This window comes from Pseudomonas sp. CC120222-01a (assembly GCF_003097235.1).
Lineage (GTDB): Bacteria > Pseudomonadota > Gammaproteobacteria > Pseudomonadales > Pseudomonadaceae > Aquipseudomonas.
Genome location: NZ_QEQQ01000024.1, coordinates 25257 through 37925 on the forward strand (window position 1 = coordinate 25257; position 12669 = coordinate 37925).

Here is a 12669-nt window from a genome sequence, read left to right on the forward strand (position 1 = left end):
TGCGGAGCCCCCTATGCCGACCACTCCAGCCAGCCAACATCCTGCGCAAAGACGTCCGGGGTTTATCTTCGGCACGCTTGAGCTTTGTCTACGGCTGCTCGGTTTGCTGTTCGCTTCGCTGATCTTCTCTATCTTCCTGGAGTTCGCGGGCATGTTGTGGTTCTGGCCCGAGCAGGGCTGGCATCACAGCCATGCCATGTGGCTCAGTGAGTTGGGATGGCTCAGCGATCATTTCAAAAACTCGCTGCTCGTGGAGAAGCCCGCGCAAGCCACCGCCAAAGTCCTTCAGCACCTGAACGAATGGGTCGTGGTCCGCTCCGGCTGGTCGCAATCTGCCACCCAACTGAAACTGATCAGTAGAGAAGCGACAATGCAGGGGCAGTTCGCCCAAGCCTACGTTGTGGTGGAAGATTACCTACTGGCAGCGCTGTTCACCGTATTCACATTTGTAGTGCGCCTAGCCGTACTCACCCTAGCCATGCCGCTCTTCCTGCTCGGCGTGATCACGGGTGCCGTCGATGGTTTGATGCGCCGCGACCTCCGCAAGTTCAGCGCCGATCGCGAGAGCAGCTTTGTCTACCATCGTGCGAAGCGAACCTTGTTGCCATTGATGGTAAGCCCTTGGGTGATCTACCTCTCCCTTCCCACCTCAGTAAATCCCAATTGGGTGCTATTACCATGCGCTGCGTTGCTTGGGTGGATGGTGTCAATCACGGCTACAACCTTCAAAAAATATCTCTGACTTTCCGCTACCGACCCAAGACGTTATTGAGTTTGACTTAATTTTTGTAGTAACGGGCTTGCACCGCGAAGCTGCCAGCCCATGAAATGAGCTGTTGTGCACCGCCTTCGCCCGTGATTGCGGGCAAGCCTCGCTCCCCAAGAACTTCTTTGAAGCAACAATTACAAGCGTTTGAGAGAATCCTCCAACCTGGCGAACCGGTATGATTCGCTGATCTGACCATCAACTTTGAGCGCGGCGCGATTGCGCTCGGCCTGCTCGCGAATGGCCTCGGTGATGTTGGCGTTTAGTTCCAGCTGGCGCGGCATGAAATCGACATCGGTCTCCTTGACCGGCACCGCAGTCTTTTCCATCTGGGCGATGCTTTGCTCGGAGAGTTGTGCCGGGTGGATGATCCGCTGCACATCCCGTTCACTGCGCCGGTTGTTGCTCCTGATGGTGAAATCCGGCGTGGCAACCCGCCCCGTCGGGCTGTACATCACCGCCGTCACCAAGCGGTCCAGGGCGCAGTCCTCTTCCTTGCGCCGATGGGTGATGTCGCGCAGCGGGCGCTCCGGCAGCGCCAGGCGCGTGATACCGAAATCGTTCAGGGCGCCGAGCACCTCACGTGGGTCGGCAGACACCTGCACCTCGCGCCGGGGTGGCCAGAAATCGAAGTTGCCGTGCCCTCCCCACCAGCCCCCCACGTGGATGGCGAACATCTCCGGATAGATCTTGCGTTCGGTGCGGCGAACCGGCTTGGAATCATAAAAGCACATGCATGCCAGCTGGATCAGGTGGGTGGCGCCGAGTGCTGCCAGCGGTTCGTAGATCAGTACCCCGAGACGGTCATGGGCGTTCCACTGGGCAAATACATCACCACTGCTGGCAGGCTTGCCGTCCAGCTCTACATCGTAGAAATCGGTTCTCAACGCGTCGATAACATGCATAAGGTTTCCTCGTGGATGGGCGTTCAGCTCAGGCCGGGATGATGCACTGCACTTCACCCGCTTCGATTCGCACGGCGTAGGTTTTTAGGGCGCATTCGGCCGGCCCCTCGAGAACCGCGCCGCTCTGGATATCGAACCGCGCGCCGTGCAGCGGGCATTCGATCTCAGTCCCTTCCAGCCAGCCGTCCGATAACAGCGCATAGGCATGCGGGCAGACATTCTCGGTGGCGAAGTAACGGTCTTCGACCCGGTAGATGGCGATCATCCTGCCATCGACCTCACAGGCGAATGCTGAGTCAGGTTGCACGTGCTGCGCATCGCAGACTTTGGTCCAGACAGCGTCCATAAGACAACCCTCCGTTAAACGACAGATTCCATACTCAGGCTTTGCGCCGACGCCAGGGCCGACGCATAGATATCGGCCAGCGGCTCGTTGCGCTTCATCCCGCGCCTGATAGCCGAGATGTCCCGGTTGCGGTTGGCACCGATGGCGCAGACCAGTCGATCATCGAGGCTCCAGCCCAACGCCAGCCATTGGTTAGCATCGGGGTCACCGAGGCAGGCGTACTTGTCAGCCAACTGCGGGATACCCAAGCACTGGAGGGTGCTGCTGTACTGGTCGGACCACAACCAGGGCATCTCGCCATAGGCGGCCGCTGCATCGCCCGCGGCGGCGCGGCCGGCCACGCTGCCCTGCTCTCCGGCGGCCGTCCAGGACTCGGAGCGGGTGCGCACACCGAGCTGCGTCACCGTGTAGCGAGTGACCTCGCCGGCTGCGAAAATCGCGGGGTCCCGGGTTGCACAGGCGCTGTCGACGAGGATGCCGTCGTCGACGTCCAGGCCACAGGCCTGAGCGAGCTCCGTATTCGGCTGTACACCGATGCCCACCACCACGACATCGGCGTGCACGGGGCCGGCAGAGGTTTGCACCAGGGTGTTGCCGGAGGGGCCGGGTTCGATCGCGTCGACCTTCACGTGCAGCAGCACATCCACCCCGTTTTCGGCATGCAGCGTCCGGGCCCATCGGCTCAGCACCGCGCATCCCGTGCGCGCCAGCAACTGCGCTTGCGCCTCGATGACCGTCACCCGGCACCCACGCTTGCGAGCGGCAGCGGCCACTTCCAGGCCGATGAACCCGCCACCGATGATGACCACCCTGGCCTGGTCGACCAGCAGGCTGCGCAGCGCCCGCGCATCCTCGAACGTCCTCAGGTAATGGACCGGTGCCTGGGCCACTTCGCCAGAAAATGGCCTGATGCGCGAACCAGTGGCGATCACCAACTTGTCATAGCCCAGCGAGACGCCGTTATCGAGCCGCACACACGCTGCCCGGCGGTCGATTTCACCCACCGAGGTGCCGCCCATCCACTCCACGCGCGGCTCGCTGTACAGGCCCTCTCCTGCGAGCAAGGCCGGCAATGCGGCGTTGCCAGCCATGAAGCCTTTGGACAGATCAGGCCTGTCATAGGGCAGCCGAGCCTCGTTGCTGACCAGCGAAAGCCGCGCTAGCGGCCTGCCTTGCAGAATGCTTCTTGCCGCCTGATGGGCGGCCGGCCCACCACCGACGATGACGAACTGCTCCATGGGATCCTCCCGACGCTACAGGTTGAAACGACTCTAGCGAGCCGGCAGCTGTACTACAATGCACACATTTTCGCGATTGTAAGTAGTACAGATGGGGAGGTGACATGCAGCGTTTCAGAGCGCTCGCCGAGTTGCTGCGCAAGCGCATCGATGCCGGCCTGCTGGTGCCGGGCGACAAGCTGCCGTCCCTGCGCCGCCTGGCCAGCGAGACCGGCTGCAGCGTGGTCACGGTGTACCGCGCCTACGAATTGCTCGAGTCCCAGGGCCTGTGCCAGTCCCGCGACCGCTCCGGCTTCTACCTGTGCGATACGGGCAAGGCCAGCTTTCATCGCTTCGCCCAGGACATGCCGGTCATGCCGGCTGACAACGTGCGGGCGCTCGACGAGTCTCTCGCGCGCCCGCACTTCTACGCACAGGCCTCGGCGGCCACCTTGCCGGCGGACGACTGTGTCGACAGCGAGGGACTCAACAAGCTGTTGCGCCGCGCGTTGCTGCAAACACAGCCAAGCCCGCCACACGCGGCTGACGGCCATCCGGCACTGGTCGCGGCCCTCCTGCAACGGGCCGGGCGCAGGGACCTCTACCACGAGCCGGAGCAGGTGATCGTCACCCGCTCGGCCATGGAGAGCTTCAATCTGTGCCTCGACAGCCTGCGACAGAGCTGCGCCCCGGTGCTGGTGGAAAGCCCATCGTTCCACCCGATACTTGAAAGCCTGCGCCACCGGGGCATCAAGGCCCTGGAAATCTACTCGCACCCGCAGCAGGGCATCGACCCTGAACAGTTCGAGCACATCCTCAAGAGCACCGACGTGAAGCTGTGTGTGCTGATGGGCTGCAACCGCTTTCCCACCGGCGTGACCTACAGCCGGGATACCTTGGGGCGCCTGGTGGCCGCCGCGCGGCGGCACGAGGCAATCATCATCGAAAACGACATGACCGCTGAGCTGGGGTATGGCGAGCTGCGCAGCCCCTCGCTCGGCGAGTTCGACAGCGACGGCAGAGTCGTGCAGTTCGGCGGCACCACCTCATACCTGTCTTCTGCCTTCGAAATCGGTTGGGTCATGGCCGCAAGGCATGCGCCACAGTTGAGTGCCAACCGCCACCTTGGCGCCACTCACTTGCCACACCCGGCGATTCAGGGTGCGCTTGCCGAGTACCTGAAAGGGCGCAAGATCGAGCGTGACATGCGTGCAACTTGCCGCAAGCTGATACAGCGGATGGACCAGGGCATCGCGCTGCTCAAGGACATGTCAGCTGGAAAGGTAGCGGTCTCCGCTCCCGACGGTGGCTACATGTGCTGGCTCAGGGGCCCGCGAGGCTTTGACTCGATGAAGTTGGCCATGACCGCCACCCGCAACACTTTCGCCTTCATCCCCGGCCCGTTCTTCTCGCCAGCGGGGGCGTTCTCAAATTTCATGGCACTCAACTTTTCAGCACCATGGACACCTGAACGAATCGCGCAACTGCGACGGCTCATGGACAGAGTGTACGGCCAGCAGGAATGAACATGGCCCGAAGTGCACAACACTTCGACCTTGCTGATCCAGATTGGATAGTCGTCCCTACCTGTCAAAATGAGAAGGTGGGCGGTCGAGCAGCTCGAGAGGCAGGAGCAACTCAGCGAACAACCAAACTTTATATACAGAACGTTCAACCAATGAGCTCATTACGACCCTCGGAGATGAAATCAGAGACCTGGAACAAGATGAGTGCATTCCAGGTCTTCGGGCTAGGTTGGGCGATGAGCCTATGACCGTTAGTGGGGCTCATGTACTTCGGAGCTCCTCCGCAATAGCGCCAAGAGCCAAGCACGCGGACGTGATGCAAACGAAGCTTCCCTTTTTAGACTGAGACATCTCGCCCCTGCTAGCGACTGCGCTGCCGGTGCGATAAAACCGACCCCTCTGCATTCCCTTTAGCGCAAGCCAGCGCTATCCCAATTGATCATGGTGAAGACCAGTTACTCAGCTGGAATTCACCATGATGCTTTCACCCTACCCCTTGCTCATAACCTACCTGGTTGCCCTTACGGCCGCTGCTCAGGACGTGCACGAGCGCTTGGATCTAGGACTGTTGCAGCGGCAGATCGACGCCATCGAGCTCTTGGCTGATCGAGCACGTAGCAGTGCTACCGGTACTGACCAAGTTCGTTATCGCTTCGACTACCCCAGGTTGACTGCAGACTTGGAGCGCGTTCGGCACGGGATCAGCAAATACCTGTCCCCCTCACGCGCACAGCCGGCCGATCTGGTCGAGCTGACCGGTGATTACCGGGCTGAAACACCTGACTCGGGCCCTCCCCATGAGCATGACTGACGCCCAACTCAGCGCGTTCTCCGCCGTGGCCGGGTTTACGCCGCAACTCAGCTCGGTGCTGTGGCGCTCATCGGTGTTGGTGCTCGCGTTGCTCTGGTGTACCTGGGCACTGTGGACCGGCTACCGCGGTTGGGCGGCCGGTAACCTCAATTTTGGAGCGCTCGGCGGCAGCACGCTGCGCCTAGCCCTCGCCCTGATCGTGCTCATGTTTTTCATGCTGTCGTAACCCGGAGACCTTGCCATGAAACTCTTACGCCATAGCCACCGTCCGCTTCTCCTGCTGCGCGATACCTATTCGAAAGCCGTGTGCGGCAGCCTGGTACTGCTGAGTTCGACGTTTGCCAGGGCCGACCTGCCGACCATGGAGGCGCCCTCCCGGGGTGAAGGTTCAGGGCTGATCGATACCATCAAGAACTACGCCTACGACGGCGGCATCCTGCTCGGCCTGTTGATCGCCACCCTCGCCTTTCTCGGCGTGGCCTGGCATTCGCTCACCGTCTACGCCGATGTGCAGAACCAGCGCAAGACCTGGAAAGACCTCGGTGCCGTGGTTGGGGTCGGCGCGCTGCTGGTGGTGGTGATCCTGTGGTTCCTCACCAAAGCCGCGACGATTCTGTGAGGTCCTCATGTCCGACGTCCCTGCCACGCTGCCTGACGGCACACTGACCTTCCTCCCGGAACGCCTCAACCGTGACCCGGCCGTCCTGCGCGGCCTCACCAACGACGAGATGTGGGTCGCCCTGATCGTTGGTGCCGCGCTGGGCGTGATCCTCGGTGCACCGCTGGCGGTGGCCACCGCCTCCATCGCGACTTTACCCACCTGCATGTTCTTGTGCACGGCGTTGGTGTTGCTCGGCGGCGGCAAGCTGCTGCGCCGGGCCAAGCGTGCCCGCCCCGAAACCTGGTTGTACCGGCGCCTGCAGTGGCAACTGGCGATGCATTGGGGAATCGGCACCCACCAGTTGATCCTGCATTCGGGGCCATGGAGCGTACGCCGGACTCGCCGGCACGTGAGGACTACGTCATGAGCCGCTTCCGCAACAAGGTGGATGCGCAGCAGGCGCATATTTTCAGCCTGCGCCTGGCCGTGGCAGTCCTGGCGCTGCTGTGCGGCGGGCTGTGGTACGGCTGGCAGGCCGCGCCCTCCGAGCTCACCGTTCACGTACCGCCTGATCTGCGCTCGGGCAGCACGCGCAAATGGTGGGACGTGCCGCCGGAAAACATCTACGCCTTCGCCCTGTACATCTTCGGCCAACTCAACCGCTGGCCTACCGACGGTGAGGTCGACTACCACCGTGCCATTTTTGCCCTGCAGCCTTACCTGACGCCGGCGTGCAAGACGTTCTTCGACGGCGACTTCGAATATCGCAAGGCCGCCGGCGAACTGCGTGGCCGGGTGCGCGGGGTATACGAGGTGCTGGGCCGCGGCTACAGCGACGACCCCGACCTGCGGGTGAAGCAGCTGGATAAGCACAGCTGGCTGGTCAAGCTCGACCTCAATGCCGACGAATACTACGCCGCCGAGCCGGTGAAGCGCGTGGTGGTGCGCTATCCGCTGCGGGTGGTGCGCTTCGACGTCGACCCTGAACGCAACAAATGGGGCCTGGCCCTGGACTGCTACGAAGGCACACCGCAGAAGCTGACACTGCCGGGAGGTGCGTAATGATGCGTGTCTTGATCCTGATTCTAGTGATGGCCAGCGGCTGGTGTTCTGAGGTCGGCGCCGTCGAGGTCAAATACTGGGACCGCCTGCCCTTGGCCGTTCCGCTCACGGTGGGCCAGGAGCGGGTCCTGATGCTGGATGAAGATGTTCGTGTCGGACTGCCCAGCGCGATCGCTAGCAAGCTTCGCGTGCAGTCGGTCGGCGGGACGGTGTACCTGCGCGCCGCGGAAGCGCTGCCCCCTACCCGGCTGCAGCTGCAGTCGGTGAAGACGGGCGACATCATCCTGATCGATATCGAGGCGCTTGAGGGCAGCGAGGCGCTGGAGCCGGTCAAGATCGTGGCCCAGGCGCAGTCGCCGGACATGGAAGTCGCGAAGGATGCCGCACCCGCGGCAACGCCAATCCCGGTGGTGCTTACCCGCTATGCCGCACAGAACCTCTATGCGCCTCTGCGTACCGTGGCGCCCTTGCCCGGTGTGCGGCGTGTGCCGCTGACCGACTCCATCGCATTCAGCACCTTGCTGCCCACCGAGCGGGTTTCGATCAAGGCGCTTGCTGCGTGGCGGCTGGGCGACTACTGGGTAACGGCGGTAAAGATCGTGAATCGCGGGCCCGGCAAGGTCGCGCTGGACCCGCGTCACCTGCAGGCCACGCTGTACGCCGCAACGTTCCAGCACCCGGACCTTGGCCTCGCCGGCACGCCTGAAGACACCACCGTGGCCTACCTGGTTACCCGCGGCGGGGGCTTGAAGCACGCGCTGCTGTTACCCCTGCCAAAACCGGAGGCTGACGACCATGAAAGCTAACGGCCTGCTGAAGTGGTTGGTGCCCGGTATCCTGCTCGGCATCGTGCTGATCATCGGCAAATCTTGGGTGACCACGCCGGACGGCCAGCCCGCTCATGATCCGGACAAAACCACGCTCAGCGCGGAACAGGCCAAGGCCTTGGGCATCGCGGGCGACACCCCGCGCGACACCGTGGCCACTCTGATCGGCCAGGTCAAGGCGATGCGCAGCGAGATGCAGACGCTGAAGAAAGGCAACGATGCGCTGCAGACCGAAAACAATCGGCTGCGCTCGCGCGAAGGCAATATCGACACGCGCATCCAGAGCACTTTGAGCAGCGTCACCCAGCAGGTCACCGAGCAGCGCCAGCAGGCCAATGATGCCCGGCAGAAGGCCGAACAGCAGCACCGCGAAACTCAGGGCCTGCTATCCAAGCTCAAGGACCAGCTCACCAACAAGCCGGCCGCGAAGTCGGATCTCCCCGAAGGCTTTGGCCTTGAGCCCGGCGACGAGCAACAGTTTTCGGGTGCGCAATCAGCGCCTGACGCCGTGCAGTGGATCGAGCCGTCGAATGCGCGTACCGGCCAGGACGACGCCAGCAAAGCTGACGGTGCGCTGTCATCGCTGACGTCGACGTTCAAGGACCTGCACGGCCTGGACAACAACGCCATCGACCGTGGCCAGGACCGCTTGCGTGCCGTCGCCAAAGGCGAGCGTGACCTGGAGAACGCTCAGGACCGCGCCGAGGGAGCCAGGCCCGTCTACACCCTCCCGGAAAACTCGACACTGATGGGCTCGATCGCCATGACCGCGCTGATTGGCCGGGTCCCAGTGGACGGCACCGTGAACGACCCTTATCCGTTCAAGGTACTGGTGGGCCCGGACAACCTCACCGCCAATGGCATTGACCTGCCGGACGTGGTTGGCGCGGTCATGAGCGGCACCGCTGCCGGCGACTGGACGCTGTCCTGCGTGCGCGGCCAGGTCGAGTCGATCACCTTTGTCTTCAGCGACGGTACCGTCCGCACGGTGCCACAGCCGCAGAAGGTCGTCAGCCGCAATCGCAGCAACGCCCAGACCTCGGACACCGAGAAGATCCGTGGCGGGCTGGGCTACATCTCCGATCCCCACGGCATTCCCTGCATCTCCGGCGAGCGCCGCTCCAACGCCCAGCAATACCTGGGCAGCCAGAGCCTCATCACCGCGGCCGGCGCCGGCTTCGCCGCAGCCCTGGGCAGCGAGCAGACCAACACCTCGTTCATCAACTCCGCCAGCGGCAGCCTGGGCATGACGCAGAACAGCGGCAACAGCGTACTGAACTCAGTCATCAGCGGTGGTATTGGCGATATCCGGGAGTGGATCAACAAGCTCTATGGTGAAGCCTTTGCCGCCATCTACGTGCCGCCGGGGGCCAAGGTGGCCCTGCACCTGGATCACGAAATCAGCATCGACTACGAGCCGAAAGGCCGGAGAGTGAACCATGAAAGCCCATCCGTTTCGGTACTGGATCTGGATTAGTCTGCTGCTCGCCCTGCAGTTGAGCGGCTGCTCCACCAGCAAGGAGGAAATGCTGCCCCACGGCGATCAAACCATGCTGGACATCTGGAACGGCGGTGGCGCCATCGGTTCCCAGCAGCAGTTGCAGGAAGCGCGCGGCGAACTGCGCCGTCCAGTGCTCGACCCTGAGCGCCTGATAGGCGACCAAAGCGCTTACACCCGCACCGCCGCCAACGAGATCCGCGCTCAGTTCCCGCGCCTGCCCAACCCGGACCTGGTTATGTACGTGTACCCGCACCTGGCCGGTACCCAGCAGACCCCGGTGCCAGGCTACTCGACCGTGTTTCCGCTGTACGAGAAGGTCCAGTACGCGCTGCCCGGCGAACGCCTGGACGATCTGTGATGACCGATGACGCAAGTAGCAACCCGCCACGCTGGAAGCCCTGGCGCACGGCGCAGCGCCGGCGCGCTACGCTTGCCGACGAGGCCGCCCAGTATGCGCACAGTCCCAGCTTTGCCGATCACCTGCCTTGGGTTGAATACCTCGAGGACGAGCAGTGCTTTCTGCTCGACGACAACCGCTCGGTGGGCGCTGTGTTCGAACTGCAGCCGATCGGGACCGAGGGTCGTGAGCCCGAGTGGTTGATGGCGGCCCGTGACGCGCTAGAGGATGCGCTGCAGGACAGCTTCGACGAACTGGACCAGGCGCCCTGGGTGGTGCAGTTTTTCTGCCAGGACGACAGTGACTTTGCACCGTACCTCGAACGCCTGGAGCGCTATATCGCGCCGAGGGCTCGCGGCACACCGTTTACCCAGGCCTTCTTCACGTCGATGCAGCGTCACCTCGACGCCATTGCTAAACCGGGTGGGCTGTTCGATGACCATGTCGTGTCCCACCTGCCCTGGCGCGGCAGCAATCGGCGGATTCGCCTGATGGTCTACCGCTGGCTCGGGGACCAGGGTGACGAAGACGGGCAGAGCCCGACTCAGCTGCTGAGCCGCACCTGCGACCGCCTGGTGGCCTCGCTGCAGGCCTGCGGGGTCAGCCCTCGACGGTTGACCGGACGCGACTTCTACGCCTGGTTGCTACCCTGGTTCAACCCGTCCCCTGCCTTAAACGACGAATCCCCCGCAGCGTTCTATCGACGCGTGCCCTATCCGGAGACGGACGACGGTGAAGACCTGCCGCTGCCGTTCGACCACGATTTCGCCGAGCGGCTGTTTTTCCAGGAACCGCGCTCCGATAGCGAACAGGGCCTCTGGTACTTCGATCAACAGCCCCATGCGGTGATGGTGGTCGACAAGCTGCGTAGGCCGCCGCATATCGGCCAGCTGACCGGCGAAACGCGTAAGGGCGAGGCGTTGAACGCCTTGTTCGATCAATTACCCGAGCAGGCGGTGATGAGCCTGACCCTGGTGATCACGCCCCAGGATGTGCTCGAGGAACAGCTGAACCGCTTAGCGCGCAAAGCCATCGGTGAGAACCTCGCCTCAACCCAGACCCGCCAGGACGTGGAAGAAGCGCGCGCGTTGATTGGGCGCCAGCACAAGCTGTACCGCGGCACGTTGGCGTTGTACCTGCACGGTGCGGATGAACAACAGCTGCGCCAGCGCTCGATTCGGGCCGCCAACGTACTGCTCGGCGCCGGCCTGCAGCCAGTGCGCGTGGGCGACGAAGTGGCCGCCTGCAACAGCTACCTGCGCTGGTTGCCGATGGTCTACAACCCGGCACGAGACACACGCAACTGGTACACCCGGCTGCTGTTTGCCCAGCATGTCGCCAACCTATTGCCGCTCTGGGGCCGCAGCATCGGTACCGGCAACCCGGGCATCACCTTCTTCAACCGTGGGGGTGCACCGCTGTCGTTTGACCCGCTGTCGCGCTTCGACCGCTCGATGAATGGCCACCTGCTGCTGTTCGGGCCGACCGGCGCCGGCAAATCGGCCACCCTGGTCTCGATCCTGATGCAGGTCATGGCCGTGTACCGGCCGCGGCTGTTCATCGTTGAAGCGGGTAACTCCTTTGGCCTGCAGGGCGACTACTTCGCCACGCTCGGCTTGTCCGTCAACAAGGTGCAGCTCAAACCAGGCAGCGATGTAAGCCTGGCGCCGTTCGCCCATGCCCGGCGGCTGATCGAGCACCCGGATCAGGTGGCCAGCCTGTCGACCGAAGACCTGGATGAAGCCGCGCCGGACAGTGATGAGCAGCGCGACGTGCTGGGCGAATTGGAGATCACCGCGCGACTGATGATCACCGGTGGTGAAGCCAAGGAAGAGGCACGCCTGACCCGTGCGGACCGCAGCCTGATCCGCGAGTGCATCCTTGATGCCGCCCAACACTGCGCCGCGACCGAACAACAGGTACTGACGCGGCATGTCCGCGATGCCCTGCGCCAAGTCGCCAGCGACGCCCATTTGCCTGACAAACGCCGGGAGCGCGCCCAGGAGATGGCCGAGTCCATCGACCTGTTCTGCCAGGGTTTTGAGGGCGCGCTGTTTGACCGGCCCGGCACGCCCTGGCCAGAGAGCGATGTGACGATAGTCGACCTCGCCACCTACGCCCGTGAGGGTTACGAGGCGCAGATGTCGATCAGCTACATCAGCCTGATGAACACGGTGAACAACCTCGCCGAGCGCGACCAGTACCTCGGGCGGCCGATCATCATGGTTACCGATGAGGGCCACATCATCACCAAGAATCCGCTACTCGCCCCCTTTGTGGTCAAGGGCACGAAGATGTGGCGCAAGCTGGGCGCCTGGTTTTGGCTGGCGACGCAGAACCTGGCCGACTTCCCCGACGCGGCGCAGACCATGCTCAACATGATCGAGTGGTGGATCTGCCTGAACATGCCGCCGGCGGAAATCGAGGAAATCGCCCGCTTCAAAAAACTCACGCCGGCGCAAAAGGCGCTGCTGCTCTCCGCGAGCAAGGCCTCGGGCAAGTACACCGAGGGCGTAGTCCTGTCGAAGAACCTGGAAACACTGTTCCGCGCGGTGCCACCGAGCCTGTACCTCGCACTGGCCATGACCGAGCCCGAGGAAAAAGCCCAACGCTGGCGATTGATGGAGGAGCACCAGCAGTCCGAGCTGGAGGCCGCCCTGCAGATCGCGGCGGAGATCGATCGCCTGCGCGGCATGTTGTGAGCGATACC

Annotated in this window: 14 protein-coding genes; 11 read left to right on the plus strand and 3 right to left on the minus strand. The window is 63.1% G+C overall.

Annotation, left to right across the window (positions count from 1 at the left end):
* Positions 1-13 precede the first annotated feature (13 nt).
* A complete protein-coding gene (locus tag N430_RS23965) occupies positions 14-742 on the plus strand; it encodes a TIGR03747 family integrating conjugative element membrane protein (protein WP_110639323.1) in 729 nt (242 codons plus the stop codon).
* A gap of 161 nt (positions 743-903) precedes the next feature.
* Here the strand turns inward: N430_RS23965 and N430_RS23970 are convergent, their stop codons facing one another.
* The 3 genes from N430_RS23970 to N430_RS23980 are packed head-to-tail and all read right to left on the minus strand — an operon-like array spanning position 904 to position 3255.
* Complete coding sequence (locus tag N430_RS23970; protein ID WP_110639322.1) at positions 904-1671, minus strand: hypothetical protein; 768 nt, start codon at positions 1669-1671, stop codon at positions 904-906.
* Between the two features lie 28 nt (positions 1672-1699).
* The gene (locus N430_RS23975; RefSeq protein ID WP_110639321.1) at positions 1700-2017 is read right to left on the minus strand and encodes a non-heme iron oxygenase ferredoxin subunit; all 318 of its coding nucleotides are present in this window, start codon (positions 2015-2017) and stop codon (positions 1700-1702) included.
* A gap of 14 nt (positions 2018-2031) precedes the next feature.
* Positions 2032-3255 (minus strand): NAD(P)/FAD-dependent oxidoreductase, encoded by a 1224-nt coding sequence (locus tag N430_RS23980; RefSeq protein ID WP_110639320.1) that lies wholly within the window; start codon positions 3253-3255, stop codon positions 2032-2034.
* A gap of 104 nt (positions 3256-3359) precedes the next feature.
* On the opposite strand from N430_RS23980, the gene N430_RS23985 reads away from it, so the two are divergent.
* The 10 genes from N430_RS23985 to N430_RS24030 all read left to right on the plus strand — a co-directional run bounded on the left by N430_RS23985 (position 3360) and on the right by N430_RS24030 (position 12661).
* Complete coding sequence (locus N430_RS23985; RefSeq protein WP_110639319.1) at positions 3360-4760, plus strand: PLP-dependent aminotransferase family protein; 1401 nt, start codon at positions 3360-3362, stop codon at positions 4758-4760.
* Between the two features lie 475 nt (positions 4761-5235).
* Positions 5236-5571 carry an RAQPRD family integrative conjugative element protein gene (locus tag N430_RS23990; RefSeq protein WP_110639318.1) on the plus strand — a complete coding sequence of 112 codons (336 nt, stop codon included), beginning with the start codon at positions 5236-5238 and terminating at the stop codon, positions 5569-5571.
* The gene (locus tag N430_RS23995; protein ID WP_041167230.1) at positions 5558-5797 is read left to right on the plus strand and encodes a TIGR03758 family integrating conjugative element protein; all 240 of its coding nucleotides are present in this window, start codon (positions 5558-5560) and stop codon (positions 5795-5797) included. The genes N430_RS23990 and N430_RS23995 overlap by 14 nt, the downstream gene beginning before the upstream one ends.
* Before the next feature lie 15 nt (positions 5798-5812).
* Positions 5813-6190 (plus strand): TIGR03745 family integrating conjugative element membrane protein, encoded by a 378-nt coding sequence (locus N430_RS24000; protein WP_110639317.1) that lies wholly within the window; start codon positions 5813-5815, stop codon positions 6188-6190.
* A 7-nt stretch (positions 6191-6197) separates the two neighbouring features.
* Positions 6198-6599: a TIGR03750 family conjugal transfer protein gene (locus N430_RS24005; RefSeq protein ID WP_110639316.1), complete on the plus strand. Its 402-nt coding sequence runs from the start codon at positions 6198-6200 to the stop codon at positions 6597-6599.
* Positions 6596-7234, plus strand: coding sequence for a PFL_4703 family integrating conjugative element protein (locus tag N430_RS24010; protein ID WP_110639315.1), 639 nt, complete (start codon positions 6596-6598; stop codon positions 7232-7234). Before N430_RS24005 ends, N430_RS24010 begins: the two co-directional genes overlap by 4 nt.
* Positions 7234-8040: a TIGR03749 family integrating conjugative element protein gene (locus tag N430_RS24015; protein ID WP_110639314.1), complete on the plus strand. Its 807-nt coding sequence runs from the start codon at positions 7234-7236 to the stop codon at positions 8038-8040. Before N430_RS24010 ends, N430_RS24015 begins: the two co-directional genes overlap by 1 nt.
* Entirely contained in the window at positions 8030-9538 is a 1509-nt protein-coding gene (locus N430_RS24020; protein WP_110639313.1) for a TIGR03752 family integrating conjugative element protein, read from the plus strand. Before N430_RS24015 ends, N430_RS24020 begins: the two co-directional genes overlap by 11 nt.
* On the plus strand, positions 9501-9920 hold the full coding sequence (locus tag N430_RS24025; protein ID WP_110639312.1) for a TIGR03751 family conjugal transfer lipoprotein: 420 nt from the start codon (positions 9501-9503) through the stop codon (positions 9918-9920). Before N430_RS24020 ends, N430_RS24025 begins: the two co-directional genes overlap by 38 nt.
* Entirely contained in the window at positions 9920-12661 is a 2742-nt protein-coding gene (locus N430_RS24030) for a conjugative transfer ATPase (RefSeq protein ID WP_110639311.1), read from the plus strand. Before N430_RS24025 ends, N430_RS24030 begins: the two co-directional genes overlap by 1 nt.
* Positions 12662-12669: the final 8 nt, after the last annotated feature.

Bases quoted from the DNA above. Each gene is read 5' to 3' on its own strand.
- N430_RS23970 (WP_110639322.1), bottom strand. From the start codon at position 1,671: ATGCATGTTATCGACGCGTTGAGAACCGATTTCTACGATGTAGAGCTG.
- N430_RS24020 (WP_110639313.1), top strand. From the start codon at position 8,030: ATGAAAGCTAACGGCCTGCTGAAGTGGTTGGTGCCCGGTATCCTGCTC.
- N430_RS23990 (WP_110639318.1), top strand. From the start codon at position 5,236: ATGATGCTTTCACCCTACCCCTTGCTCATAACCTACCTGGTTGCCCTT.
- N430_RS23975 (WP_110639321.1), bottom strand. From the start codon at position 2,017: ATGGACGCTGTCTGGACCAAAGTCTGCGATGCGCAGCACGTGCAACCT.
- N430_RS24000 (WP_110639317.1), top strand. From the start codon at position 5,813: ATGAAACTCTTACGCCATAGCCACCGTCCGCTTCTCCTGCTGCGCGAT.
- N430_RS23965 (WP_110639323.1), top strand. From the start codon at position 14: ATGCCGACCACTCCAGCCAGCCAACATCCTGCGCAAAGACGTCCGGGG.
- N430_RS24030 (WP_110639311.1), top strand. From the start codon at position 9,920: ATGACCGATGACGCAAGTAGCAACCCGCCACGCTGGAAGCCCTGGCGC.
- N430_RS23995 (WP_041167230.1), top strand. From the start codon at position 5,558: ATGAGCATGACTGACGCCCAACTCAGCGCGTTCTCCGCCGTGGCCGGG.
- N430_RS24025 (WP_110639312.1), top strand. From the start codon at position 9,501: ATGAAAGCCCATCCGTTTCGGTACTGGATCTGGATTAGTCTGCTGCTC.
- N430_RS24015 (WP_110639314.1), top strand. From the start codon at position 7,234: ATGATGCGTGTCTTGATCCTGATTCTAGTGATGGCCAGCGGCTGGTGT.
- N430_RS24010 (WP_110639315.1), top strand. From the start codon at position 6,596: ATGAGCCGCTTCCGCAACAAGGTGGATGCGCAGCAGGCGCATATTTTC.
- N430_RS24005 (WP_110639316.1), top strand. From the start codon at position 6,198: ATGTCCGACGTCCCTGCCACGCTGCCTGACGGCACACTGACCTTCCTC.
- N430_RS23985 (WP_110639319.1), top strand. From the start codon at position 3,360: ATGCAGCGTTTCAGAGCGCTCGCCGAGTTGCTGCGCAAGCGCATCGAT.
- N430_RS23980 (WP_110639320.1), bottom strand. From the start codon at position 3,255: ATGGAGCAGTTCGTCATCGTCGGTGGTGGGCCGGCCGCCCATCAGGCG.